The sequence below is a fragment of the Massilia sp. genome (assembly GCF_032106685.1).
GTDB lineage: Bacteria > Pseudomonadota > Gammaproteobacteria > Burkholderiales > Burkholderiaceae_D > Telluria.
Genome location: NZ_DAMCPG010000003.1, coordinates 84,518 through 109,463, shown reverse-complemented (window position 1 = coordinate 109,463; position 24,946 = coordinate 84,518). Strand labels below are relative to the sequence as shown.

General features: G+C 67.9%; 19 protein-coding genes. 3 read left to right on the top strand and 16 right to left on the bottom strand.

What is annotated here, in order from left to right:
* Window positions 1-7: 7 nt before the first annotated feature.
* The 8 genes from RT688_RS03425 to RT688_RS03390 form a co-directional block, all read right to left on the bottom strand.
* Window positions 8-1,954, bottom strand: coding sequence for a branched-chain amino acid ABC transporter ATP-binding protein/permease (locus RT688_RS03425; protein WP_313703442.1), 1,947 nt, complete (start codon window positions 1,952-1,954; stop codon window positions 8-10).
* Between the two features lie 2 nt (window positions 1,955-1,956).
* The gene (locus RT688_RS03420; protein ID WP_313703441.1) at window positions 1,957-2,847 is read right to left on the bottom strand and encodes a branched-chain amino acid ABC transporter permease; all 891 of its coding nucleotides are present in this window, start codon (window positions 2,845-2,847) and stop codon (window positions 1,957-1,959) included.
* Between the two features lie 159 nt (window positions 2,848-3,006).
* Entirely contained in the window at window positions 3,007-4,164 is a 1,158-nt protein-coding gene (locus tag RT688_RS03415; protein WP_313703440.1) for an ABC transporter substrate-binding protein, read from the bottom strand.
* A gap of 291 nt (window positions 4,165-4,455) precedes the next feature.
* Window positions 4,456-4,869, bottom strand: a complete 414-nt coding sequence (locus tag RT688_RS03410) for a hypothetical protein (protein ID WP_313703439.1) — start codon at window positions 4,867-4,869, stop codon at window positions 4,456-4,458.
* Window positions 4,870-4,959: 90 nt separating this feature from the next.
* A complete protein-coding gene (locus RT688_RS03405) occupies window positions 4,960-6,276 on the bottom strand; it encodes an SGNH/GDSL hydrolase family protein (protein WP_313703438.1) in 1,317 nt (438 codons plus the stop codon).
* A 339-nt stretch (window positions 6,277-6,615) separates the two neighbouring features.
* Window positions 6,616-7,458 carry a phosphoserine phosphatase SerB gene (serB, locus tag RT688_RS03400; RefSeq protein WP_313703437.1) on the bottom strand — a complete coding sequence of 281 codons (843 nt, stop codon included), beginning with the start codon at window positions 7,456-7,458 and terminating at the stop codon, window positions 6,616-6,618.
* 20 nt (window positions 7,459-7,478) lie between these two features.
* Window positions 7,479-10,925, bottom strand: coding sequence for a transcription-repair coupling factor (mfd, locus tag RT688_RS03395; RefSeq protein ID WP_313703436.1), 3,447 nt, complete (start codon window positions 10,923-10,925; stop codon window positions 7,479-7,481).
* A gap of 93 nt (window positions 10,926-11,018) precedes the next feature.
* Window positions 11,019-11,954: a DMT family transporter gene (locus tag RT688_RS03390; RefSeq protein WP_313703435.1), complete on the bottom strand. Its 936-nt coding sequence runs from the start codon at window positions 11,952-11,954 to the stop codon at window positions 11,019-11,021.
* Between the two features lie 234 nt (window positions 11,955-12,188).
* Here RT688_RS03390 and RT688_RS03385 point away from each other — a divergent pair, with 234 nt between their 5' ends.
* A complete protein-coding gene (locus tag RT688_RS03385; protein WP_313703434.1) occupies window positions 12,189-12,656 on the top strand; it encodes an Lrp/AsnC family transcriptional regulator in 468 nt (155 codons plus the stop codon).
* 185 nt (window positions 12,657-12,841) lie between these two features.
* Here RT688_RS03385 and RT688_RS03380 read toward each other — a convergent pair whose 3' ends face one another.
* On the bottom strand, window positions 12,842-13,927 hold the full coding sequence (locus RT688_RS03380) for an endonuclease/exonuclease/phosphatase family protein (protein WP_313703433.1): 1,086 nt from the start codon (window positions 13,925-13,927) through the stop codon (window positions 12,842-12,844).
* Between the two features lie 95 nt (window positions 13,928-14,022).
* Here RT688_RS03380 and RT688_RS03375 point away from each other — a divergent pair, with 95 nt between their 5' ends.
* Window positions 14,023-15,408 (top strand): serine hydrolase domain-containing protein, encoded by a 1,386-nt coding sequence (locus tag RT688_RS03375; RefSeq protein WP_313703432.1) that lies wholly within the window; start codon window positions 14,023-14,025, stop codon window positions 15,406-15,408.
* Here the strand turns inward: RT688_RS03375 and RT688_RS03370 are convergent.
* The 5 genes from RT688_RS03370 to RT688_RS03350 all read right to left on the bottom strand — a co-directional run bounded on the left by RT688_RS03370 (window position 15,405) and on the right by RT688_RS03350 (window position 20,564).
* Window positions 15,405-16,394 (bottom strand): 5'-nucleotidase, encoded by a 990-nt coding sequence (locus tag RT688_RS03370; RefSeq protein ID WP_313703431.1) that lies wholly within the window; start codon window positions 16,392-16,394, stop codon window positions 15,405-15,407. The two genes, RT688_RS03375 and RT688_RS03370, sit on opposite strands and share 4 nt — an antisense overlap.
* A 161-nt stretch (window positions 16,395-16,555) precedes the next feature.
* Window positions 16,556-16,858 carry a hypothetical protein gene (locus RT688_RS03365; protein WP_313703430.1) on the bottom strand — a complete coding sequence of 101 codons (303 nt, stop codon included), beginning with the start codon at window positions 16,856-16,858 and terminating at the stop codon, window positions 16,556-16,558.
* A gap of 178 nt (window positions 16,859-17,036) precedes the next feature.
* The gene (locus RT688_RS03360) at window positions 17,037-18,833 is read right to left on the bottom strand and encodes a putative bifunctional diguanylate cyclase/phosphodiesterase (RefSeq protein WP_313703429.1); all 1,797 of its coding nucleotides are present in this window, start codon (window positions 18,831-18,833) and stop codon (window positions 17,037-17,039) included.
* The gene (locus RT688_RS03355) at window positions 18,796-20,160 is read right to left on the bottom strand and encodes a diguanylate cyclase (RefSeq protein WP_313703428.1); all 1,365 of its coding nucleotides are present in this window, start codon (window positions 20,158-20,160) and stop codon (window positions 18,796-18,798) included. The genes RT688_RS03360 and RT688_RS03355 overlap by 38 nt, the downstream gene beginning before the upstream one ends.
* Before the next feature lie 5 nt (window positions 20,161-20,165).
* Window positions 20,166-20,564 (bottom strand): PAS domain-containing protein, encoded by a 399-nt coding sequence (locus RT688_RS03350; protein WP_313703427.1) that lies wholly within the window; start codon window positions 20,562-20,564, stop codon window positions 20,166-20,168.
* Between the two features lie 192 nt (window positions 20,565-20,756).
* Between RT688_RS03350 and RT688_RS03345 the strand changes: the two genes are divergently transcribed.
* A complete protein-coding gene (locus RT688_RS03345) occupies window positions 20,757-21,983 on the top strand; it encodes an AMP-binding enzyme (RefSeq protein WP_313703426.1) in 1,227 nt (408 codons plus the stop codon).
* Between the two features lie 69 nt (window positions 21,984-22,052).
* Here RT688_RS03345 and RT688_RS03340 read toward each other — a convergent pair whose 3' ends face one another.
* Window positions 22,053-22,523 carry a lysozyme inhibitor LprI family protein gene (locus tag RT688_RS03340; protein ID WP_313703425.1) on the bottom strand — a complete coding sequence of 157 codons (471 nt, stop codon included), beginning with the start codon at window positions 22,521-22,523 and terminating at the stop codon, window positions 22,053-22,055.
* Window positions 22,520-24,904 carry a PBP1A family penicillin-binding protein gene (locus RT688_RS03335; protein ID WP_313703424.1) on the bottom strand — a complete coding sequence of 795 codons (2,385 nt, stop codon included), beginning with the start codon at window positions 24,902-24,904 and terminating at the stop codon, window positions 22,520-22,522. Before RT688_RS03335 ends, RT688_RS03340 begins: the two co-directional genes overlap by 4 nt.
* Window positions 24,905-24,946 lie beyond the last annotated feature (42 nt).

Genomic DNA, 24,946 nt, shown 5'->3' with positions numbered 1-24,946 from the left:
ATGTCTCCTAGATGGCGGCCGCGGCGGGCGGCGTGGTGTCGGCGGCGCCGCCGAGGTAGGCCTCGATGACGCGCGGGTCGGCCTGCACGCTGGCCGGGCTGCCTTCGGCGATCTTCTGGCCGAAGTCGAGCACGGTCACGGTGTCGGAAATCGACATCACCACGTCCATGTGGTGCTCGATCAGGATGATGGTGATGCCGTGGTCGCGGATCTTGCGGATGATCGCCATCAGCTCGCGGATGTCGGGCGCGGTCAGGCCGGCGGCCGGTTCGTCGAGCAGCAGCAGGCGCGGGTCGAGCGCCAGCGCGCGGCCGATCTCGAGCAGGCGCTGCTTGCCGTAGGGGAGGTTGCGCGCCTCCTCGTCGGCCAGGTTCGACAAGCCCACGAATTCCAGGATCGCCGCCGCGCGCTTGCGCGCCGCCGCTTCTTCGCGCCGCACGCGCGGGGTCTTGAGCATGGCGTCGAACACGTTCGAGCGGAAGCTGTGGTGCAGGCCGACCAGCACGTTCTCGGTGGCGGTCATCTCGCCGAACAGCTGCACGTTCTGGAAGGTGCGCGCCACGCCGCCGAGCGCGATCTGGGACGGCGAGCGGCCGGTGATGCGCTCGCCCGCGAACACGACGGTGCCGGCGGTCGGCTTGTAGATGCCGGTCAGGACGTTCATCATCGTGCTCTTGCCCGAGCCGTTGGGGCCGATCAGGCCGTGCACGGCGCCGCGCGCCACGGCCAGGTCGACCTGGTTCAGCGCCTTCAGGCCGCCGAACTGCATCAGGATGTTCTCTGCGCGCAGCAGGTCGCCGCCGTCCGATTCCTTGCGGATGCCGGCGAACGGATCGGCGGCGCCGTCGGCATCGACCGCGCGGGTGTGCGCCACGCGGCGCCCGAACAGCTGGCGCAGGAAGCCGACGATCCCTTCCTGCAGGTAGTAGACGACGAACAGCGTCATCAGGCCGAAGATGGTCAGGCGCCAGTCGACCATGTTCTCGATCCGGTAGGACCAGACCGCCAGGCCGACCGTGGCGGCCAGCGGCACCAGCACCCGGCGCGCCGTGGTGCGGCGGCGCGCCAGGGCGACCGCCGAGCCGAGCACCCCGAGGATGGCGGCGCTGAGCGCGATCTGGCGGAACAGCGCGATGTCGGCCAGCAGGCTGGGCAGCATGACGACGATGATCGCGCCGATGATCGAACCCGTGCGGGTCTTGCGCCCGCCCATGATCACCGCCAGCAGGAACAGGATGGTCAGCTCGAAGTTGTAGGTGTTCGGCGAAACGTACTGCTCGGAGTAGGCATACAGGCTGCCGGCCAGGCCGGCCAGGGCCGCGCTGATCACGAAGGCATACACCTTGTAGCGGTAGACCGAGACCCCCATGCAGTCGGAGGCGATCGGGCTGTCGCGCAGCGCCTCGAAGGCGCGCCCGAAGTGCGACTTGAGCAGGAAGTGCACCACGGTCAGCGCGGCCACCATGAAGACCGCGACCATGTAGAAGTATTCGGTCTCGTGCAGCTCGCGCCCGAACAGGCTCGGCTTGGTCAGGGTGATGCCCATCGGCCCTTGCGTGACGAAGGACATCTCGTTGATCAGGATCTGGATGATGGTGCCGAAGGCCAGGGTCACCATCGCCAGATAGGGGCCGGTGACGCGCAGCGCCGGCAGCGCCAGCACGGCGCCGAACAGGGCGGTGCCGAGGATGCTGGCCGGGATCGCCAGGAACCAGGGCGTCCCGAAGTGCATGATCAGCGCCGCCGTGACGTAGGAACCGATGCCGAACAGGCCGGCGTGGCCGAGCGAGACCTGGCCGGTGTAGCCGACCACGATGTCGAGCCCGAACAGCAGGATCGCGTAGATCAGGATGGTCTCGACCAGGTGGACGTAGTAGGGATTGGTGACGACCAGCGGAAAGGCCGCCAGCACGGCGATCCCGGCGAGGGAGGCGAGCAGGGTCTTCTTGTTCATGGTCAGACCTTCTTGATCGCGGCCTTGCCGAACAGGCCGGAAGGCTTCACGGCGAGCACCAGCAGCAGGAGCAGCAGGGCCGGCACGTCCTTGTAGCCGGTCGAGATGTAGTAGCCGGCCAGGGTCTCGGAGATGCCCATGATCAGGCCGCCGACGATGGCGCCCATGCCCGAGGTGAGGCCGCCGATGATCGCCACCGCGAAGGCCTTCAGGCCGAGCGAGGCGCCCATGGTGGCGCCGGTCAGCGTCACGGGCGCGACCAGCACGCCGGCGAAGGCCGCGGTCGCCGAGGACAGCGCGTAGGAGAAGGTGATCACGCGGCCGGTGTTAATGCCCATCAGGCCGGCGGCGTCGCGGTCGTTCGAGGTCGCGACCACGGCCTTGCCGTAGATCGACTTGCGGTTGAACAGCTCGACCGCCAGCATGATGAGGAGGGCGCCGGCGATCACCGCGACCTGCATCGGCTGCACGTTGGCGCCCATCACCTGGAACGGCGTCGAGTCGAGCGGCGAGGGGAAGGGCATGTCTTCCTTGCCCCAGATGTTCTCGGCGATGTTCTTGAAGATGATGGCCAGCGCGATGGTCGACATGATCCAGCCGAACTCGCTTTTGAGCTTGATGGCGGGACGCACGCCGATCCATTCGACGAAGGCGCCCTGGGCCGCGCCGAACAGGATCACCAGCGGGATCATGAGCCAGTAGCTCATGTAGGGGCCGCCGTGGATGTTGCCCACCAGGCTGAGGCCCACCAGGGCGCCCAGCATCAGGGCCTCGCCCTGGCCGAAGTTCAGGGTGCCCGAGGTGGCGAAGGTTAATTGGTAGCCGAATGCGATGACGGCATAGATCATGCCGAGCGCGATCCCGCTGAAGACCAGCTGCAGAAGAATTTCCATGATGTTCACCCGTGGGGCGGCGCGCGCGCCGCCGGTCGACAGAAAGCGAGACTGAAACCGAACGCAGGACGGCGCGGCGGATACGGCGCGTCCCCGGCCGGCCCCGAAGCCGGGGCCGGCCGTGCTACGTTAGCGTGACGATGCGGCGCTGCCTCGGCCTTACTTGGCCAGGACGACGCGTCCGCCGCGCACTTCGCCGAAGCGGGTGTTCTCGAAGTTGATCGCTTCGTGGTCGGTTTTGCTGTAGGGCTTGTTGTAGGTGGTGACCACGCCCTCGACCTTCTCGTTCAGGTTTTCCAGCGCGGCCTTCACTTTCGGCCCTTCGGTGCTGCCGGCCTGCTTCATGGCGGCGGCCAGCAGGTAGACCGAGTCGTAGCCCTGGGCGGCGGAGACGGCCGACGGCATGCGGCCGCCCGGCGGATTGTAGGCCTTGACGTAGGCGTCGATGAAGGCCTTGCGGCGAGCGGTGTCGCCTTCCTGGATGAAGGTCTGCGGCATGCGCGTGCCTTCCGAGTTCTTGCCGGCGTTGTCGATGAAGTTGGCCATGGCCAGGGTCCAGCTGCCGATCATCGGCACCTTCCAGTTCAGCTTTTCCATGCCGTTGGCGATCTGGGCCAGCTCGGGGCCGATGCCGTAGGTGAGCACCACGTCGGCGCCGGCCTGCTTGGCCTTGAGCAGCTGGGGCGTCATGTCGACGTCCTTCAGGTTGTATTTTTCGACGGCGACGGGCTTGATGCCTTTCTGCTCCAGCGCCTTCTCCAGGTCTTCGCGGCCGAGCTGGCCGTAGCTGGTGGAGTCGGCCAGGATGGCGACCTTCTTGAAGCCGCGGCGGGTCACGGCTTCCTCGACGATCATCGCGGACTGGATGGTGTCGCTGGCGGAGTTGCGGAAGATGTAGTTGTCCGGCTGGTTGGCGAACTGCTTGGTGATGACGGAGCCGGTGGCGACGTTGTTCATCACCGGGATCTTCGCGTTCTGGTAGAAGCGCTGCGAGGCCAGGGCCACGGTGGTATTGATGTAGCCGACGGTGGCGGCGACGCGTTCCTTGTTGATCAGCTCCTGGGCGATCTGCACGCCGCGCTCGGGCTTGGCCTCGTCGTCGCGCTCGACCATCTGCAATTGCCGTCTCAGCACGCCGCCCTTGGCATTGATCTCCTGGACCGCCAGCTTGACGCCGTCACGCATCGATACGCCCATCGGTGCCGAACCGCCCGTGAACGGTCCGGTCACGCCGATCTTGATCGGCTCGGCGGCCATGCCCGACATCGAGAAACCCAATGCTACACCTGCAACCAATGCTTTCATGCTGAAATTCATTTGCTGTCTCCGTAGTGGTTTTTTAGTCTTGCCGTACGCCGGGCCGCGAGGCGGAAAAGCACCGCCGAGGCGCGATCGACAAATCATTGTAGGTTAGCAATTGGCCAACAGCAAACGATTGCTGTGACGCGTCGCACCATGCAAACTAAATATTTTTACGTAGGCAAACAGTAAGAAACAGGTAAGCAAACAGGCGTATTTTTGCGCGAAAAAAAGGCCGCACGGACGGTGCGGCCTCCCTGTTCTGGTGCAAGCGCAAGGCGGCAAAGCCGCCCGCACGCGCACGCGCGGTCAGCGACGGTGGTAGCGCGGACGCGCATGATGATGGTGACCGCCCCAGCTGCGGCCGAAGCTGAAGCCCAGTCCGAGCGAGACCGGCGGATACCAGTACGGGTCCTGCACGACGACCGGCGCCGGCGACCCATAGACTGGGTAAGCCGGATACGCCGAATACGCCGGCTGCGTCACGTACACCGGGTTGCTGGGCGCCGGATTGACGACGACCGGCGAGCTGGTCACGACACCGGCGTCGCCGGCACGCGCGCCCGTGCCCAGCGGCACCGGCGTCACCGAGACGACTTGCCACCCGTCCGGATCGGCGGCCTGGGCGTAGCCGCGGGTGCCATAGTTGGCCGGCCCGGGGTACTGCGTGGCGCAGCCCGTAAGCGCCGCCAATGCAGCGGTAATGACGATGAGTTTTTTCATGACGGTCCTCCTGATGCCGCCATGATAGTTTATGGTTGTCCATTTTGGCGTGGAATTACAGCTTGTTACAGGTCCCCCGGTCATGGCCGCTTAGCGGTAGCTGAACTCGAGCGGCGGTGTGGTGGCCGACACAAAAGGCGCGAGCGGGAAGGCGTTGGCGATCGCCTGGTAGCCGGCGTCGTTCGGGTGCAGGTGGTCGTTGCTGTCGTAGGCGGGCAGGATGCGCCCGGGAGAGTCGGGGTCGCGCAGGGCCAGCTCGACGTCGGTCACGGCGTCGAATTCGCCGCTGCCGCGGATCCAGTCGTTGGCCGCGCGGCGCACTGCCTCGCGCGCGCTGGTGTAGTACTTGAAGCCTTCCATGGGCGGCAGGGTGGCGCCGATGACCGTGATTTCGCGCGCGCGGGCGCGTGCGATCAATTGGCGGTAGCCGGCGACCAGGTCGGCCACCGGAATCGGGTTCGCGCCCGGGCTGTAGCAGATGTCGTTGATGCCGATGAAGACCGACAGGTAGCGCACGCCGCAGGTCGCCAGCACGTCGCGGTCGAAGCGCTCGAGCGTGTCGCGTCCGGCCGTCAGCGCGGTCGCGTAGTCGCTGAGCATCAGGTTGCCGCTCAAGCCGCGGTTGACCACGCCGATGCGCCCGCCTGCGCCCAGGGCCGATTGCAGGCGCCGCGCCAGGTAGTCGGTCCAGCGCCGGTTGGTATTGCCGATGCTGCCGACGCCGTCGGTCAGCGAGTCGCCGAGCGCGACCAGCGCCGGGACGGCGGCGGCGACGTCGACCTCGGTCAGGAAGGGCCAGTAGGAGACCGAGCGCGAGACCGGCATCGCCACGGTGGAGGTATAGTCGCCGGCCGGCGACACGTAGCCGGTCTGCAGCGCGGTGTTGTGGAGGGTGGTGGCCTCGGCGGCGCCCGGCAGGTAGAGGCTGATGGCCAGGTCGGCCTGGGCCGGGAGGGCGAACTCGACCGGGTCGGACAGCGCCGGCGCGCCGGCCGGGATGGTGATCGCCGACTGGCCGCCGAAGCTGAGCTGGCGCTGGGTGGACTGGATCACGCCGGCGCCCGAGGCGCGCAGGGCGACGCTGGCGGCGCCGATGCGCAGCGCCGTGCTGCCCATCTCGTTGGAAAGCCGGACACGCACGCGCGAGCCGCCGATGCTGGTGCGCACCACCAGGCGCAGCGTCTGGCTGGTGAAGCTCTGCACGCTGGCGGCGGGCGGCGGGCCGGCCGGGGCCGTGCCCCAGGTGGCGCACCAGCGTTCGCCGGGGCCGGCGGCGCTCTGGGCCGCCGCCGGCAGCGCGGGAGCGGCGAGGCTGGCCGCGATCAGGGGACCGGCGCGCAGGAACTGGCGGCGCGTGGGACGGACGCGGCCGTGATCGGCGGACGGGCGAGGCGGGGGGGCGTGCATACCTTGGCTCCATCAAAAAATGGGCGGTACCGGGACCGCGACAGGCGAGCGATGGCTACCTGTCCAATCTAAATCGCCGCCGCGGGCGACTCAAGAGAAGCTCGGCAAGGCGTTTGCGCTGGCGCAGAAATTGATGAGATTGAGCTTGCGTTCAGGCAATTCATTGCTGAATGCAAAGAAGGGGGATGCCTGGCAAGCCGAGAAGAGGGACCGGAGGCTTGGCCCCCAGGAAGACGGTGAAATAAAATTTCATCGAACGGAAGTCCATGAAATTTTATTTCGCAAGGTGCAGACGTCGGCGCGCGCGGTCCGCATGCCGCGCCGGCCGCGAGACGCGTTTCAGCCCAGCACCGCCAGCACGCCGTCCAGCCCGCTGAAGTTGAGGGCCACGTCGGCCTGGGCGCGCACCACCGGCTTGGCGCGGAAGGCGACCGACAGGCCGGCGATGCCCATCATCTTGAGGTCGTTGGCGCCGTCGCCCATGACGATGGCCTGGCGCGGGTCGATGCCGATGTCGTCGCAGACGCGCTGCACGGTGCGCATCTTTTCGTCGGCGTCGACGATGCCGCCGACCACGCGGCCCGTGAGCCGGCCGTTCTCGATCTCGAGCACGTTGGCGTGCGCGTAGTCCAGGCCCAGGCGCCGCTGCAGGCGCTCGGTGAAGAAGGTGAAGCCGCCCGACACCAGGAGCGTCTTCAGGCCGGCCGCACGCACCGCGGCCAGCATGCTTTCCGCGCCCATCGACAGGCGCAGGCGTTCTTCATAGACGCGTTCCAGGCTCGACGCTTCCAGCCCCTCGAGCAGGGCCACGCGGCGCGCCAGGCTGGCCGCGAAATCGAGTTCGCCGCGCATCGCGCTTTCCGTGATCTCGGCGACCCGGGGCTTCAGGCCCTGCATGTCGGCGATCTCGTCGATGCACTCGATCGTGATCAGGGTCGAGTCCATGTCCATCGCGACCAGGCCGAAGTCGCGCAGGGTGCGGCCGGCCTCGATGAAGGTGGCGTCCACGCCCAGCACCATGGCCTGGGTCTGCAGCTGCTGGACGACCTCGGGCGCCGCCTGCACGCCCTCGCAACGCACCGCGTGCGGCGACAGCGCCACCACGCGCGTCGGCCGCGCCTGCGCGCCGAGCGCGGCCAGGTGTCCCAGCGCCGCGTTCGGCCCCTGCAATACCAGATTCATCGTCATGCTATTCAAAACCTTTATGCCAGCAGTTGTTTGATCGTTTGCTTCACCTGCGTCACGCGCGTCGCCAGGTCCGGCATGCTGGCGGTGATGCGCAGCTTGTCCTGGCCGGCCAGCTTGACGTGGCGGTTCTTCTGGATCAGCGTGATGATCCTGATCGGGTCGATCGGCGGCTGTTCCATGAACTGCAGGCTGGCCGCTTCGCCGTGGGCGTCGATCTTGACGATGCCGACCTCCTTCGCCGCGATGCGCAGGCGGTGGGTCTCGATCAGCGCCTTGACCGGCTCCGGCAGTTTGCCGAAGCGGTCGATCAGCTCTTCCTGCATGTCGTCGATGCGCGCCTGGGTCTCGCAGTTGGCCAGGCGCTTGTAGATCGACAGGCGCTCGTGGACGTCGCCGCAGAAGTCGGCCGGCAGCAGGGCCGGGCAGTGCAGGTTGATCTCGGTGGTCGACGACAGGGGCGCGGCCAGGTCCGGCTCCTTGCCGGCCTTGAGCGCGCGCACCGCCTCGTTCAGCATGTCCGAATACAGCTGGAAGCCGACCTCCAGCATCTCGCCGGACTGGTTCTCGCCCAGCACTTCGCCGGCGCCGCGGATTTCCAGGTCGTGCATGGCGAGGTAGAAGCCGCTGCCCAGTTCCTCCATGGCCTGGATCGCGTCCAGGCGGCGCTGCGCCTGCTTGGTCAGGTTCGAGACGTCGTTCACCAGCAGGTAGGCATAGGCCTGGTGGTGCGAGCGGCCGACGCGCCCGCGCAGCTGGTGCAGCTGGGCCAGGCCGAATTTGTCGGCGCGGTGCATGATGATCGTGTTCGCGGTCGGCACGTCGATGCCGGTCTCGATGATGGTCGTGCACAGCAGGATGTTGAAGCGCTGGGCCACGAAGTCGCGCATCACCTTTTCCAGGTCGCGCTCGTGCATCTGGCCGTGGGCGATGCCGATGCGCGCCTCGGGCAGGAGCTCGCGCAGCATCGCGTGGCGGTTCTCGATTGTCTCGACCTCGTTGTGCAGGAAGTAGATCTGGCCGCCGCGCTTCAGTTCGCGCAGGCAGGCTTCGCGGATCACCGAGCCGTCCTCGCTGCGCACGAAGGTCTTGATCGCCAGGCGCTTCTGGGGCGCGGTGGCGATGATGGAAAAGTCGCGCAGGCCTTCCAGGGCCATGCCGAGCGTGCGCGGGATCGGCGTCGCGGTCAGGGTCAGCACGTCGACTTCCGCGCGCAGGGCCTTCAGGGCCTCCTTCTGGCGCACGCCGAAGCGGTGCTCCTCGTCGATGATGACCAGGCCCAGGCGGGTGAACTTCACGTCCGGCGACAACAGCTTGTGGGTGCCGATCACGATGTCGAGCGTGCCGTCGGCCATGCCCCTGATCGCATTGTTGATTTCCTTGCCGGTCCGGAAGCGCGACAGCTCCGCGATGCGCACCGGCCAGTCGGCGAAGCGGTCGGCGAAGGTCTGGGCGTGCTGCTCGGCCAGCAGCGTGGTCGGCGCCAGGATCGCCACCTGCTTGCCGCCCATGACGGCGATGAAGGCGGCGCGCAGCGCGACCTCGGTCTTGCCGAAGCCGACGTCGCCGCAGACCAGGCGGTCCATCGGCCGCCCCGAGGTCATGTCGCGGATCACGTTGTTGATCGCCTCCGCCTGGTCCGGGGTCTCGTCGAAGCCGAAGCTCTGGGCGAAGTTCTCGTAGTCGGTGGCGGAGTATTCGAAGGCGTGGCCGGTGCGCGCGGCGCGGCGGGCGTACAGGTTCAACAGCTCGGCGGCGGTGTCGCGCACCTGCTCGGCGGCTTTTCTCTTGGCCTTGTCCCACTGGCCGGAGCCGAGGGCGTGCAAGGGGGCGTCCTCCGGGGACGTGCCCGAGTACCTTGAAATGACGTGCAATTGCGAGACCGGCACATAGAGTTTCGACTCTTTGGCGTACTCCAGGTGCAGGAACTCGGTCTCGCCTTCGCCCAAGTCCATGCTCATCAGGCCCATGTAGCGGCCGATGCCGTGGTTGATGTGCACCACCGGGTCGCCGATCTTCAGCTCCGACAGGTCGCGCACCATCGATTCGACCTGGCTCGTCGCTTCCTGCTTCTTCTTGCCGGCGCGCCGGCCGGAGCCCGCATACAGCTCGGTCTCGGTGACGAAGGCCAGGCAACCGCTCGCCTGCTCGAACAGTTCGAAGCCGGCCTGCAGCGGCGCCACGCCCAGCACCACTTTCGCATCGCTGGCGCGCAGGCCTTCGAAGCCTTCGACCGGCGCGACCTCGAGCTTGTACTCGTTGAAGTACTGCTGCAGGGTTTCGCGGCGGCCGTTGGAGTCGGCGCAGATCATCACGCGGCAGTTCGTCCGCGCCAGGTAGGCGCGCAGGTTGGCCAGCGGGTCGTCCAGGCGCCGGTTGACGGCGATGTCGGGAACCGGCGCGGACAGTTCGGACGCGGCCGGGTTGGCCTCGCGCCCGATGTTCCAGCGCCCGTGCGGCTTGGCGCAGGTGAAGAACTGCTCGGCGCCGAGGAAGAGTTCGGCCGGCTCGAGGATCGGGCGTTCGCGGTCGCTCTTCAGGAAGCGGTAGCGCGATTCGGTGTCGAACCAGAAGCGCCCGATCGCGGCCTCGATGTCGCCGACCATGGCCAGCGGGCTGTCCTTCGGCAGGTAGTCGAACAGGGTCGCCGTCTCTTCGAAAAACAGCGGCAGGTAGTATTCGATGCCGGCCGAGGCGATGCCGTTGCCGATGTCGCGGTAGATCGGCGAGCGCGAGGGATCGCCCTCGAAGCGCTCGCGCCAGCGGCCGCGGAAGGCGGTGCGTGCCCCTTCGTCCATCGGGAATTCGCGCCCCGGCAGCAGCCGCACTTCCTTCACCGGGTACAGCGAGCGCTGGGTGTCGGCATCGAAGGTGCGGATGGTCTCGATCTCGTCGCCGAACAGGTCGAGCCGGTAGGGCAGGGCGGAGCCCATCGGGAACAGGTCGATCAGGCCGCCGCGCACCGAGTACTCGCCGGGCGACATCACCTGCGACACGTGGGTGTAGCCGGCCAGGGTCAGCTGCGACTTGAGCTTCGCTTCGTCCAGGCGCTCGCCCTGGCGGAAGAAGAAGGTGTAGGCGGCGAGAAAGGACGGCGGGGCCAGGCGCACCAGCGCGGTCGACGCGGGCACGACCAGCACGTCGCACTGGCCGTTCTGGATCTCGTGCAGGGTCGCCAGGCGCTCGGACACCAGGTCCTGGTGCGGCGAGAAGGCGTCGTAGGGCAGGGTTTCCCAGTCCGGCAGCAGGTGGCAGGCCAGCTTGCCGTCGGCGAACCAGGCGATCTCGTCCTGCAGGCGCTGGCCGTCGCTGGCATTCGCCACGATGACGGTGAGCATCTGCTGGTTTGCCTTGAACGCGAGGCCGGCAAGGGCGAGCGCATAGGCGTCGGAGGAACCGGCAAGGGCCGGCAGGACGAAACGTTGACCCGGTTTAGGGAGGTGCTTGTTGAGATCGAAAGGCATTCAGGCGCGCATTACAATCGGTGCGATGGGTCGTTCATTATAGACGAAGGGGCTTGTTTTCGCCCCGCGCACCCATGCGCCCGGTATGCTTTTCTAGCGCCTGCGCATGCTGGAAAACACGACCCCGGCCAGGATGAAGCCGAAGCCGGCCGCGTGGTAGAGCCGCGGCGCCTCTCCCAGCAGCGGCCAGGCGGCCAGGGTGGCGAACAGCGGGATCAGGTAGAGCGACATGCTGGCGCGCGCCGGGCCGGCGATCGACACAAGACGGTCAAAGCAGAAATAGGCGCCCAGGCTCGGCACCACGGCCAGGAAGGCCAGGGCCGCGTACAGGCGCGGGTCGCCGAAGTCCGGCACCGTGCCGGTGAATGCCTCCAGCGCCGCGAACGGGGCCAGCACCAGGGCGCCGCCCGCGATCAGGCTGGCCAGCTTGACGGTGGCCGGTAGCGGCGGCAGTGGCATGCGCCGTCCGAGCACGGTGTACAGCGCCCAGCCGCAGGCGGCGGCGATCACCCAGGGGTCGCCCTGGCCGAACTGCAGGCTGCCGAGGGCCGCCAGGTCGCCTTTCGACAGCACCAGCAGGGCGCCGGCGATCGCCAGCAGCATGCCGCCGGCCTGGCGCTTGTGCAGGGGCGCCTTCCACACCAGGGTTTCGATCAGCGTCACCAGGGCAGGGCAGGCCGCGAAGATGATCGCGATGTTGGCCGCGCTGGTATGGCGCGCGCCGATGTACTGCGGCGCGACCGCCATGCCCATGCCGAGACCGGCGAGCAGCAGGACGCGCGGCCAGTTCGCCAGCAGCACGCCGCGCAGCGCCCACAGGCGCGGGCCGACGGTGGGCAGCAGGATGGCGAAGGCCAGGGCCCAGCGGCCGAAGGCGAGGAAGACCGGCGGGATGCCGGCGCTTTCGGCCCAGCGCGCCACGATCAGGTTGGCGGCGAACAGGGCCGGGGCGGCGAACATGAGCGGCAGCTCGGCTGCGAAAGGATCGTCGCGATACGCACTACCGCCGCGGGATACTGCTTCTGACACGAAAACTCCAAAAACGGGAATGCTGCGCCGCCGTAAAGCCGGGCCATCGTCGGCCCGCGCTTGCGGTGCAGTGCTGTGCTTGACTGGGAAGCATGGATTTTACTGTGCCGCACAAAAAATATTCTTTCGTATGCATGGTGCATTTGCACGGTAGGCCGAAGGGTCTTCCATGGTTGAGCTAAAATGTAGAAGAACTATCTGTCTGCTTACTTATTTTGCAAGGAAAGACCTGCGATGAAGGATGGCGTGCTCGACGAGATCGACCGCAAGATACTGCGCACCCTCGCGCGCGACGGGCGCATCAGCAACCAGAAGCTGGCGGAGACGGTGAACCTGTCGCCCACGCCGTGCTGGCACCGGGTCAAGGCGCTCGAGGAATCGGGGCACATCGGCAACTACGCCGCCGTGCTCGACCAGCGCGCGCTCGGCCTGCCGGACACGGTGATCATCGAGGTCACGGTCGACCGCCACGACGACGAGATCTTCCAGGCTTTCTCGGACGCGCTGGCCGAGCTGCCGGAGGTGATGGAGGCTTACCTGTTGTCGGGGGAGTACGACTACCTGATCAAGGTGGCCGTGTCGGGCACCGAGGGCTATGAGCGCTTCCTGCGCCAGAAGCTGTACCGGCTGCCGGGCGTGAAGCACACGCGCTCGACCTTCACGCTGCGCTGCCTGAAGCGGGCGGCGTCGGTGGTGCCGTAAAACTGGTTTCGTAGGGTGGGTTCTCGAACCCACGCCGTCGAACGTATGCGCACCGATGTGTGATCCGTCAGGCCCGGCACGCGGGCCTAGCGGCGCTGGACGGTGACGTTTCGACGGACCATATGCCGTACCGCGTGGGTTCGAGAACCCACCCTACGGCAAACACGGTCCGCGCAGGTCAACGGTCACGCCTGCGGCTCGTGCACGTCCGACACCTTCACCGGCTCGGCCGCGATCTTCTCGCGCGCCAGCGCGTGGTCGTCGGCGTCGGCCTGCAGGCCTTCCTGGTCGGCGCCGTGCCTGCGGTCGTAGGCCAGCTCGACCAGCATCGGGAAATGGTCGGAACCGAACTTCGGCAGGCGCCGGATGAAGGAGAGGGTGAAGTGCTTGCTGTGGAACAGGTGGTCGAGCGGCCAGCGCAGGAAAGGAATGCCGGCGTGGAAGGTGTTGTACATGCCGCGTCCGATGCGCGGGTCGAGCAGGCCGCTGATCTTGCGGAACAGGCGGGTGGTCACCGACCACGCGACGTCGTTCAGGTCGCCCGCGACCACCACCGGGGTCTCGAGGCCGGCCACGCTCTTGGCCACCACCAGCAGCTCGGCGTCGCGCTGGGTCGATTCGTCGTGCTCGGTCGGGCTGGGCGGGGCCGGGTGCAGGAAGTGCATGCGCACCTTGCGCCCGGATTCCAGCACCACCAGCGCATGCATCGAGGGGATGTCGTCCTCGACCAGGAACTGGAGCGCCGTGTCTTCCAGCGGCAGGCGCGAATACACGTGCATGCCGTAGAGGTTGTCGAGCGGGCACTTCAGCGAATACGGATAATCGGCTTCGAGCGTGTCGAGGCGCGCCTGCCACCAGTCGTCCGATTCGAGGGTGACGAAGATGTCGGGCTGGTGTTCCCGGATCAGGGCGATCAGGCCGTCGGCATTGCGGTTCGGGGCCAGCACGTTGGAAGTCAGGATGCGCAGGCGCTCGGCCTCGTCGACGCCGAGCGCGGCCTTCACCTCGTTCGGGTAGATGCGCGTGTAGGGGAAGATCCACCAGGCCTGGTAGAGCAGGCAGGCGACGGTGACGATGACCAGGCCAATGCTGGACGGCTCCTCCAGGTCGAGCAGGATCAGCTCCGCCACCAGCGTGGCCAGCGCGACGAAGGCGATCTGCAGGCGCGGGAAGTCGAGGTCGCGGATCATCCATTCGGTGCGGCGCGAGAGCGGCAGCAGCGTGGCAAGCAGGATCAACCCAACCAGGACGGCGATGATGGTAAAGCGCATGAGGTGACCTTGGATTTATTATTCTTGGCAAGTTTGCCTAGTATGCCTTGAGAATGTACATTGTCATGTTCGGAAACGAACACAAGCCTGAATCCATGAAAGTCTTGCGCACCATGCTGGTCCTGTCCGCGCTCGCGGTCCCGGCCGCCCCGGCCATCTGCGCTCCCTTGCCTGCGGCCCGGGCCGACGCGCTGACACGGCAGTTGCAGGCGATCGTCGACGACCCGGCCATGCCCCTGCCGGGGCTGGCGGTGGTGGCCGTGCGCGGCGGCGAAGTCGTCTACAGCCACCAGTTCGGCAGCAGGCGCCTGGCGGCCAACGGCAGGCCGGCCCTGCCGGTCGACGCCGGCACCCTGTTTCGCATCGCCTCGATCTCGAAGTTCGTCACCACCCTGGGCGCGATGAAGATGGTCGAGCAGGGCCGCCTCGAGCTCGACCGCGACCTCGGCGACTACCTCGGCTACCGCCTGCGCAACCCGCATTTCCCGGACCAGGCGATCACCCTGCGCATGCTGCTCGCCCACACCTCCTCGCTGCGCGACGAGGGCGGCTTCAAGTGGGCCCCGGAGGTCGACCTGCGCGAGGTGCTGCTGCCGGGCGGGCGCCATTACGGCAAGGGCGCGGCCTGGGCCAGGGACCACGCGCCCGGCGGCTGGTTCGAGTACGTCAACTTCAACTACGGCCTGCTGGCCACCGTCATGGAACGCGCCGGCGGCCAGCGTTTCGACCGCCTGATGCGCGGTCTCATCCTCGATCCGATGGGCCTGAAGGCCGGCTTCTACCTGGCCGACTTCGCCCCGGCGCGGATCAACGACGTCGCCACGCTCTACCGCAAGCGCGAAAAGGATGGCGATGAGGCCTGGGACCCGGCGGGGCCCTGGATCGCCCAGGCCGACGACTTCGGCGTCGAGGCACCCAGCGCGCCGCCGGGCCTGGAGCGCTACGTCGTCGGCAGCAACGGCACCCTGTTCGGGCCCCAGGGCAGCCTGCGCATCTCGGCCAACGAGCTGGGCGACATCATGCTGATGCTGATGAACGAGGGGCGCCACGGCGGCCGCCAGATCCTGCAACCGCGGACCATCGTCACCATGCTGTCGCGGCAGTGGACGGCCAGTCCCGATGGGAAGAACGGCAACGGCGACAGCGACAATTTCCGCGGCCTGTATCACGCCTGGGGCCTGGGCAACCAGCATTTCGTCGACGCCAGCAGCCCGGGGCCGGGACGCCCGCGCGGCGACCGGCTGGTCGAGGGCGGCGGCTTCACGGGCGTCGGCCACCTGGGCTGGTCCTGGGGCCTGAACGCGTTGTTCGCCTTCGACCCGGTCACGAAGAACGGCATGATCTACGTCGCCACCGGCGTCGGCGCCGACCCCGACCTGCAGCCGGGCCGCTTCTCGTCGGAGTCGCGCTTCCAGGAGCGCATCACCGATGCGCTCTACCGCGGCGCGATCAGGGCGCCCGCCGTGTCCGCGACCGACTAGGCGGCGCGGGCGGGCGCGGGCGGCGGCCCGACCGTCTCGTCGCGGGCGCCGGCCGGCCGGTGGTTGGCGATCCCGAACGGCACGTGCACCATCGGGATGGTGCCGCCCGGCGAAGCGCGCAGGTGGGCCATCTGGTCGTCGAAGAAGATGTGCGGCTTGAACACCGCCAGCACGCGCGACTTGTCCATCCCGCCCAGGAAGAAGGTCTCGTCGGCCGACACGCCCCAGCTTTTCAGGGTGGTGACGACGCGCTCGTGCGAGGGCGCGTTGCGCGCGGTGATGATGGCGATGCGCACGATGCGCCGGTAGCCGGGGTCGCGGCGCTGGGCGCGCTCTTCCAGGCGCTGCAGGATCGCCAGCTGGCGGAACATGGCGGCCAGCGGTCCCGGCCCGTGCGGACGCGCCACGTGCAGGGTCTCGTGGGCGTGGAACTCGTCGAGGTCGTTGTTGCGCTTGAAGACAGTTTCCGATTCGTCGTCGGCCAGCACGCCGTCGAAGTCGAAGGCCACCCGCAGTTCGAGGTCGTCGTCCTCGTCGGCGATCTTCGAGGGCAGCACCAGGCCGGCCGGATAGTCGACGGCGATCGCGCGCTTGACGTCTTCCTCGTTGGCGCTGAGGAAGAGCGAGGCGTTGAAGGCCGGCAGGTAGGGGTAGGGCGACTTGCCGTTCATGAAGGCCGCGCGCGAGATGTCCAGGCCATAGTGGGCGATCGAGCGCATCACGCGCAATCCGGTCTCCGGGGAATTGCGCGAGAACAGCACCACCTCGACCGGCGATTGGCGCGGGAAGCACTTGTTGATGTTCAGGAAGCGCCGGATGAAGGGAAAGGCCACGCCCTTGCCGAGGATGGTGTCGAGGTGGCGTTCCTGGTAGTCGCGGTATTCCTCGGCGCCGCGTTCGAGGTAGACCTGGTGCGACTCGGCCAGGTCGAACAGCGCGCTCGAGGCAACGCCGATGACGAGTTTTTGTTCGATCGGGAATGGCATCGGTCTTCCTTCGCTTGGGCTGGACGAAGGCGATCATAGCAGGAGTGCGGGCGGTTGCCGGCGACGGCGCGCAAACGCGGAATGGAAGGGAGAGGGGCGGGCGGGATAGGGCGAAGGAAAGCGCGAGGCGGCACGCCGCCCGGCGTGCCGCGGCAATGCGCTTAGCGGCCGGTGCCCGAGGTGGTGCCGGTGGTGCTGGTCGTGCCGGTCGTACCCGTGGTGCCGGTGGTGCCGGTCGTACCCGTGGTGCCGGTGTTGTTGTCCAACTGGCCGGCGGTGCCCGGAGCGCCCGGCTGCACTTCGGCGTTGCCGGAGGTCGTTCCCGAGCTCGAGGTCGAGCCGCTGCTCATCGTGCCCGACGAGCTCGAGCCCGTCGAGGTGTCGCTGGTACCGGTGGAGCTGCAGGCGGCCAGGCCCAGGCCCATCAGGCCGGCCAGTACGACGCTCATGTACGTGCGCTTCATGGTTTTTCTCCGTAGTTGGTTGAGGGCTTCATCATGCGAGCGCTCTCGGCCGTTCGCTATAGGAACAAAGCGAGAGGATTTGTAGGAGATGCCGGACAGTTAAAGGAACATCTCATGGCCCGCGGCAAGCATTTGCGGCCCCATTTCCCCTGCCTGCCGCACGCCGCGCGCCTGCGCCTCAGGCCGCCCGCCGTTCCTTGACCCAGGCCACCAGGGCCTCGGTCGGCAGCGGATGGCTGTAGAGATAGCCCTGGCCCTTGGCGCAATGCTGGGCGCGCACTGCCGCGGCCTGGGCTTCGGTCTCGATGCCTTCGGCCACGGTGTTCATGCCCAGGCTGCTGGCCACCTTGACCGTCGCCTCGATCAGTACCTGGTGGTGGTAACTGATGTCCGCCTTGCACACAAAAGAGCGGTCGATCTTCACCGTGTCGACCGGCAGCAGGTGCAGGCTCGACAGCGAGGAGTAGCCGGTGCCGAAGTCGTCGAGCGCCAGCCTGACGCCGAGCGCCTTCAGTTCGTGCAGGCGCAGCTGGGTCTGTTCGTCCTGGGCGGCCAGGCTTTCCGTCACTTCCAGCTGCAGGCTGGAGGCCGGCATCCCGGCCTCGTCGAGGATGGCGCGGACCTTGGCGCTCCAGTCGGGCTGGGCCAGCTGGGCGCGCGACAGGTTGACCGCCATCAGGCGCGGCGCCGCGTCGCCGAGCTCCTCGCGCCAGCGCATGAAGTCGCGGCAGGCGCGCGCCAGCACGAAGTCGCCGATCTGGTCGATCAGGCCGCACTCCTCGGCGACGCCGATGAAGTCGAACGGCGGCACCAGGCCGCGCACCGGGTGCTGCCAGCGCACCAGCGCCTCGACCCCGGCCGCGTAGTCGGTGCTGCCGTCGGGGCGCAGGCCGACCACCGGCTGGTAGACCACGAACAGCTGCTCTTCCGCCAGCGCGGTGCGCAGCTGGGCCTCGATGTCGGCGCGGCGCGCGGCGCGTTCGCGCATGCAGGCTTCGAACAGCACGTGGCGGGCGCCGCCGGCGCGCTTGGCTTCGATCATGGCGATGCTGGCGTCGCGCATGGCGGCATCGGCGTCGCCGTCGGCGCCGGCGCCCCAGAACACGCCGACGCTGGCGCGGCAGGGCACGTCGCGCCCGTCGATGCGGTGCGGCCGCGAAAGCACGTCCAGCAGGCGCAGCGCCGTGCGTTCGGCCTCGTCCGGATGGCGCAGGCCGTCGAGCAGGACCACGAATTCGTCGCCGCCGACGCGCGCCACCAGGTGGTTGCTGCCGGCGGCGGCGTCGATGCGGCGCGCGCCGGGAGTGCCGCCCCAGCTGCGCTCGGCCATGGTTCCCAGCAGGGCATCGGCGATCGCCACCAGCAGCTGGTCGCCGGCCGCCTGGCCCAGGGTGTCGTTGATCTGGCGGAAGCGGTCGAAGTTCAGGAACAGCAGCGCGAACTGGCCGCTGCCATCGGGGCGCCCGAGCAGCATCTGCAACTGCTCGCGTACGGCGGCGCGGTTCGGCAGGCGCGTCAGCGCATCGGTGCGGGCTTCGCTGCGCAGGCGCCGGCGCAGGGTTTCCTGCTCGCGCTGGATATCGAAGGTGGCGTCGGTGATGGCCGCCATCAGGCGCTCGGGGTCGAGCTTGAGCAGGCTGAGCGACAGCACCTGGGGCGCGCCCGGCGCCGTGTGGGCGGCGCCCAGCGGCACGCGCAGAGCGTCGCAGACCACGCCCGAGGGCTGCTCGAAGGCGGCCGCCATCTGCCGCACCTGGGGCGCGACCGCATCCAGCACCGCGAACAGGTTGTCCAGCCCATCCGTGGCCGCGAGCGGCATCAGGAGGTTCGAGGCCATCGGGTTGAGCATGTCGACCGTGCCGTCGAGGTCGGTCTGGACCAGGCCGATCGGCGCGCGGTAGAGGAACTGGACGAGCGCCTCGTAGGCGTCGATGTTCTCAACCTGCATCGCGGCTTCGCTTTGGAATGTCTTCATGGGCAGGGAGGTCGGGTGTCCAGCAGGCGACGCGGTTGCGTCCGCGGCCTTTGGCAAGATAAAGCGCCTGGTCGGCGCGCTTGATGAGGGCGTCGATGCCGCCGGCGTCATCCTGGCCGTCCAGCACGGCGACGCCGGCGCTGACGGTGTAGGCGATCTCGCCCTGGTCGGAGGCGACCAGGCGCGTGGCGACCAGGGCGCGCAGGCGCTCGGCGCTGGCCAGGGCCTCCTGCGCGCCGGTGGAAGGCAGCAGCACCGCGAATTCCTCGCCGCCCAGGCGCGCCACGGTGTCGACGATGCGGAAGCTGTCGCGCAGGGCCTCGGCCAGGTCGCACAGCACGCGGTCGCCGGCCGGGTGGCCGTAGCGGTCGTTGATGTTCTTGAACAGGTCGGCGTCGAACAGGATCATGGCCAGCGGGCGCGGGGTATGCGCGGCGCGGTCCAGCTCCAGCTCGGCCGCCTCGAAGAAGGCGCGGCGGTTGGCCAGGCCGGTCAGGTGGTCGCAGAAGGCGGCCTGGCGCCGCCGCTCGCTGGCGGCGCGCTTGTCGCTGATGTCGCGCAGGATCAGGCAATAGCTCGGCGCCTCGGGGTCGTCCAGGCCGAAGGCTTCACGGTCGGGCAGGGGCGCGATCAGGGCGCTGCCCCAGAACTGGCTGCCGTCGGCGCGCAGGCGCAGGCCCTCGTCCAGGCTCCAGCCGTTGCGCTCGGCCTCGCGCAATCGGTCGAGCAGGTGTTCGCGCGTCATCGCGTCCTGCGGATAGAAGATCGAATAGGGCGAGCCGATCGCATGCTCGCCGAAGCCGGTCACGCGGCCGATGCTCTCGTTCCAGTCGCAGATCCGGCCTTCGCGGTCGAGCGAGACCAGGGCGTAGTCGCTGATGCGGGTCAGGATCGCGTTCAGCCAGGCGTCGCTCTGGCGCAGCTGGCGCTCGCGCCGCATCTCGGCGGTGATGTCCTGGATCACGGCCATGATGCGGGCATTGTCCAGCTTCAGCAGGGTGAGCGAGAGGATCTGCGGGGCGTGCTTGTTGGCGCGCCCGTGCTCGGCGCTACGCAAATGGATGTGCAGGCCCTCGAACACCATGCCGTTGGCGCGCGGGTATTGCTGGCACTGGAAGCGCAGGTCGGGCGCGACGCCTTCGAGCGCGGTAAACAGGTTGCTCAGGCAGCCGTCGGACGAAAGGGGCATCAGCAACTGCGCCGAGATCGGGTTGATCATCGCGATCTCGCCGTCGATCCCGGCCTGCACCAGGCCGACCGGGGCCAGGTAGAGGAACTGGATCAGCGCCTCGTGCTCGGCGCGCAGCTGTTCGACGCTGTCGTCCATCGGCATCACCGGCGCTGGACCAGGACGTAGCGGGTGGCGCCGGGTTTCGCCCCATTGGCGCTGGCCAGCAGCCGCAGCTTGACCTTGACCGGGCGCATGCGCAGGGTCAGCACGTAGTCGATGGTGTCGTCCAGTTCGCTGTTGTCGAAGACGGCGTCCTCGAAGCGCTGGGCCACCATGAAGTTGTTCAGGCAGGGCGCGACGTTGGTGAACAGCGGCTCGCCGATCACGCGCTGCGGCGACAGGCCGGCGGCCTGCGATTCGACCGCGTTGTAGCGTTGCACATTGGTGTCGGCGTCGAAGCCGATCACGCCGAAGTCGAGCGCGTCGAGCTGCTCCTGGCTGCTGGCGTCCAGCAGGTCCGCGAGCCCGCGGGCGTCGAAGGTGGGTTTGGCATTGGTCATGTGGCTGGCTCCAGTGAGATCGGCGGCGGTCGCGAGTTGACGGCGGGAAACGGATGTTGGCATGTGCCCACGCATGTGTCAATTGTGCGCGCTACCGATATTTACAATCCTGATGCGGTGTTGACACACTTGCTGCATGGCTGGCAACATCGCCAGCCCGCATTTCACCTTCCTTGTCGAGGTATACATTCAATGGAACAGTCTGCGCCTCGCCGGGTCTGGTGGCAAGATACAAACGCGGTCGCGCGCGTGGTGCGCGACCTGGTGGCCGCCGAGCTGGCGCTGGCGCGTCCCGGCCGCACGCTGCCGGCCCAGCCCTGGCCGCCGGAGATCGACCTGGCGCGCGACCTCGGCGCCGACTCGCTCGACCTAATGGGCGCCGCCACCGCGCTGGGCGACCTGCTGGGCTTCGGGCGCGCCGGGATGGAGGATGCGCTGCTGGCGCAGCCGCGCCTGTGCGACTGGACCGCGGCCGCGCGCGCCAGCCTGGCGCGCTTCGACGCCGAGCTGACCTTCCGCACCTCGGGCAGTTCGGGCATGCCGAAGCGTTGCACGCACCGACTGTCCGGGTTGTGGCGCGAGGTGGAGGTGCTGGCCTCCTTGTTGCCTGGGCGGGGACGTGTGCTGTCGGCGGTGCCGGCCCATCATATCTATGGCTTCCTGTTCACGGTGCTGTTGCCGCAGGCGGGCGCTTGCTCCCTGCCGGTGCTCGACCTGCGCGCTGCCTCGCCGGCGGCGCTGGCGGGCCAGTTGCGGCCGGGCGACCTGGTCGTCGCCCATCCGGACTACTGGCGCCAGGTCGCGGCGTTGGGCCTGGCCTTCCCGGCGGACGTCGTCGGCGTCAGCTCGACCGCGCCTTGCCCGGACGCCGTTGCACGCACGCTGGCGGAGGGCAGCCTGCGCCTGCTGCAGGTCTACGGCAGCTCGGAGACGGCGGGCGTCGGCTGGCGCGAGGCGGCGGGCGAAGCGTATCGCTTGTTCCCGTACTGGCACGCGGTGGGCGAGGATGCGATCGAACGCGACAGGGAGGGCGGCCAGCTCGAACGTTTTCTGTTGCAGGACCGCCTGGAATGGTCTGGCCAGGATCGCTTCCTGCCGGCCGGGCGTGTCGATCACGCGGTGCAGGTGGGCGGGACCAATGTCTTCCCGGCCTATGTCAGCGAAGTGCTGGCGATGCATCCGGCGGTGGCCGCGTGCCATGTGCGGCTGATGCGGCCGGACGAGGGGACGCGGCTGAAGGCCTTCGTGGTGCCGCGTTCGGGTGCCGGTGATGCGGCGGCGCTGCGTCAGGAGTTGTCGGCGTGGATCGGCGAACGGCTGACGCCGTCCGAGCGGCCGGCTGCGTTCTCGTTCGGGCCGGGGTTGCCGCGCCAGCCGAACGGAAAGCTGGCGGATTGGATTATTGATGCGTGGGAGTAGCCTCAGTCCGTCTATGAACCCGGCCGCAACCTCGTTGCCCTGGCGGTTGCCGTATCTGTCCGCTATCGACTACTGGCCAGGTCCATCTTGCAGGATCTGCTGGAGCTGTCGCGTTCGTTCTTTTGTCAGCGCCGCCTTACGAGCGCTCCACAGCATGGGATACATACTCCCCCAACTTTGGCGCACGTCCTTTTCGGAACAAGTGAAACGTGCTTCCAGTTCGGCATCGCGAAACGCTACCCAAGCCCTCTGGGCGGAGCGAAGATTCTTCACAAACAACGGGTCGTCCGCCATTTGCTTTACAACCAATCGGTAGGCAACGTTGAGCGCAGCATCTGCTTTTGCGAGCTCGGCATCGGCACATGCGTTCAGCTCTACCTGATCGCTCCGAGCACCGCATGCCGGCCCGTTGCCGGCCCATGAAATACTCTGCCCAAGCGCAAGCAAAACAAACAGCAACGCGACGTCTTTAGTCAATTTAGCCCCTTTCGGCATCGATCCGGCGCATTGTGAGGTCAGCCGTCCTTGATCGGCCGTCACCGCATCGGATCCGCCAACGGATGCGAATTATCCACCGTCGGCTCGGCCGGCACAGGCATCACCTCCTCACCCTCGGACAACCCGTCCGGATCCTCTTCCGGCGCCGCCGCCATCACGTCGATCCCGTGCAGCTGCGGGTTCTCCGCGAACTCGGCATACACCCAGTCCTCGTTCTCGCGCACCATGCCTTCGGGCTCGGGGCGCTCCACGGGCGGGTGCTTGGCCAGGGCGACCTGCATGTAGTCGAGCCAGATCGGCAGGGCAAGCGTCGCGCCGAATTCGCGGCCGCCCAGCGAGCGCGGTTCGTCGTAGCCCATCCAAGCCACGGCGACGACGTTGCCGCCGTAGCCGGCGAACCAGCCGTCGATGGCGTCGCTGGTGGTGCCGGTCTTGCCGGCGAGGTCAGGCCGGCCCAGGCGCTTGGTGGCGGCGGCGCCGGTGCCGTAGCGGGTGACGTCGCGCAGCATGCTGTCGGTGATCCAGGCGTTGCGGGCGTCGAGCACGCGCGCGCTTTCCTGGCGCGGCGCGGGCGGCGCCGTTTCCTGGATCACGGTGCCGTCGCCGTCGACGATGCGCGAGATCAGGTAGGGCTTCACGGCGAAGCCGCCGTTGGCGAAGACGGCGTAGGCGCCGGCCATCTGCTGTGGCGTCACGGCGCCGGTGCCCAGCGCGAGCGTGAGATTTTTCGGATGACGCGCCAGGTCGAAGCCGAACTTGCCGAGGAAGCCGTGGGCGAAGGGGACGTCGATCGCGCGCAGCAGGCGCACGGTCGGCACGTTCTTCGAGTGCGCCAGCGAATAGCGCATCGTGATCGGGCCGTCGAAGACGCCGTCGTCGTTCTGCGGCGACCAGGTGGCGCCGGCGTTCTCGCCCGGCATGTCGAGCGCCTCGTCGAGGATCAGGGTGCCCGGCGAATAGCCCTTGTCGATCGCCGCCGCGTAGACGAAGGGCTTGATCGCCGAACCGGGCTGGCGCCAGGCCTGGGTCACGTGGTTGAACTTCTGCAGGTTGTAGTCGAAGCCGCCGACCAGGGCCTGGTAGGCGCCGCTGTCGGCGTCGATCGCGACAAAGGCCGCCGCCACCTGCGGCACCTGGCTGATGCCCCAGCCGTCCTTCGGCAGTTTGCTGATGCGGACGATGGCGCCCGGCGCGATGCGCACCGACTCCTTGGCCTTGCCGGAGAGCCCGGCGGCGGCGAATTTCAGGCCGGCGCCCTCGATGTCGATCACGTCGCCGGCGATGGTCTCGACCTTGACGCGCTTGGGCGAGGCTTCGAGCACGACCGCCGGCTCCAGGCCGTCGCTGGACGGGCGCTTCTGCAGGGCCTCGACGATGGCTTCCTCGCGTTCGTCGTCGATCGCAGGCAGTTCGATCCGCGCCTCCGGGCCGCGGTAGCCGTGGCGCGCATCGTAGGCCAGCACGTTGCGGCGCACCGATTCGTAGGCCGCCTTCTGGTCCGCTTCGCGGATGGTGGTGATCACGCGAATGCCGCGCGTATAGGCTTCTTCCTTGAACTGGGCGTAGACCGCCTGGCGCGCCAGTTCCGCCACGTACTCGGCGTGGGCGCCGAATTCCTGGGGGCGCGAATGCACGCGCATCGGTTCGGCCACGGCCTTGGCGTACTGCGCCTCGTCGATCTGGCCGAGTTCGCGCAGGCGGCGCAGCACCTGCTCCTGGCGCAGCTTGGCGCGCTTCGGGTTGACGGCCGGGTTGTTGCGCGCCGGGTTCTGGGGCAGGCCGGCCAGCATCGCGGTCTCGGCGATGGTGAGCTGGTCGAGGTCCTTGCCGAAGTAGGCGCGCGCCGCGCTGGCGAAACCATAGGAGCGCTGGCCCAGGTAGATCTGGTTCATGTAGAGCTCGAGGATCTGGTCCTTGGTCAGGGCGTCCTCGATCTTCCAGGCGAGGGCGATCTCGTTGATCTTCCTCGACAGCTTCTTCTCCTTCGAGAGGAAGAAGTTGCGTGCGACCTGCATCGTGATGGTCGAGGCGCCGCCGGAACCGAAGCCGCTGCGCAGGTTGGAGCCGACCGCGCGCATGGCGCCCATCCAGTCGATGCCGTTGTGTTCATAGAAGCGCGCGTCCTCGATCGCCAGCACCGCGTTCTTCATCATCGGCGGGATCTTCGCGATCGGGACGAAGTCGCGGTGCTCCTCGCCGAATTCGCCGATCAATACGTTGTCGGCGGTGTAGATGCGCAGCGGGATCTTCGGCTTGTAATCGAGGACGGTATCGATCGGCGGCACCTTCGGCAGGATGGCGGCGAACACGTAGATCGCGGCGCCGGCGACGAACAGCACGATGGCGGCGAGGATGAGGAAGATGAAGCCGCGCTCGCGGCGTAGTGGCCTGAAGGCGGGGGCCGGGCGGGTATACTTGGTCAAGACGTTCTCTCGTGCTGTGGGACCGCAAGGGTCAGCGGCCCG

Coding starts and splice junctions, on each gene's coding strand:
- RT688_RS03425 (WP_313703442.1), bottom strand. CDS start 1,954: ATGAACAAGAAGACCCTGCTCGCCTCCCTCGCCGGGATCGCCGTGCTG.
- RT688_RS03420 (WP_313703441.1), bottom strand. CDS start 2,847: ATGGAAATTCTTCTGCAGCTGGTCTTCAGCGGGATCGCGCTCGGCATG.
- RT688_RS03415 (WP_313703440.1), bottom strand. CDS start 4,164: ATGAATTTCAGCATGAAAGCATTGGTTGCAGGTGTAGCATTGGGTTTC.
- RT688_RS03410 (WP_313703439.1), bottom strand. CDS start 4,869: ATGAAAAAACTCATCGTCATTACCGCTGCATTGGCGGCGCTTACGGGC.
- RT688_RS03405 (WP_313703438.1), bottom strand. CDS start 6,276: ATGCACGCCCCCCCGCCTCGCCCGTCCGCCGATCACGGCCGCGTCCGT.
- serB (WP_313703437.1), bottom strand. CDS start 7,458: ATGAATCTGGTATTGCAGGGGCCGAACGCGGCGCTGGGACACCTGGCC.
- mfd (WP_313703436.1), bottom strand. CDS start 10,925: ATGCCTTTCGATCTCAACAAGCACCTCCCTAAACCGGGTCAACGTTTC.
- RT688_RS03385 (WP_313703434.1), top strand. CDS start 12,189: ATGAAGGATGGCGTGCTCGACGAGATCGACCGCAAGATACTGCGCACC.
- RT688_RS03380 (WP_313703433.1), bottom strand. CDS start 13,927: ATGCGCTTTACCATCATCGCCGTCCTGGTTGGGTTGATCCTGCTTGCC.
- RT688_RS03375 (WP_313703432.1), top strand. CDS start 14,023: ATGAAAGTCTTGCGCACCATGCTGGTCCTGTCCGCGCTCGCGGTCCCG.
- RT688_RS03370 (WP_313703431.1), bottom strand. CDS start 16,394: ATGCCATTCCCGATCGAACAAAAACTCGTCATCGGCGTTGCCTCGAGC.
- RT688_RS03365 (WP_313703430.1), bottom strand. CDS start 16,858: ATGAAGCGCACGTACATGAGCGTCGTACTGGCCGGCCTGATGGGCCTG.
- RT688_RS03360 (WP_313703429.1), bottom strand. CDS start 18,833: ATGAAGACATTCCAAAGCGAAGCCGCGATGCAGGTTGAGAACATCGAC.
- RT688_RS03355 (WP_313703428.1), bottom strand. CDS start 20,160: ATGGACGACAGCGTCGAACAGCTGCGCGCCGAGCACGAGGCGCTGATC.
- RT688_RS03350 (WP_313703427.1), bottom strand. CDS start 20,564: ATGACCAATGCCAAACCCACCTTCGACGCCCGCGGGCTCGCGGACCTG.
- RT688_RS03345 (WP_313703426.1), top strand. CDS start 20,757: ATGGAACAGTCTGCGCCTCGCCGGGTCTGGTGGCAAGATACAAACGCG.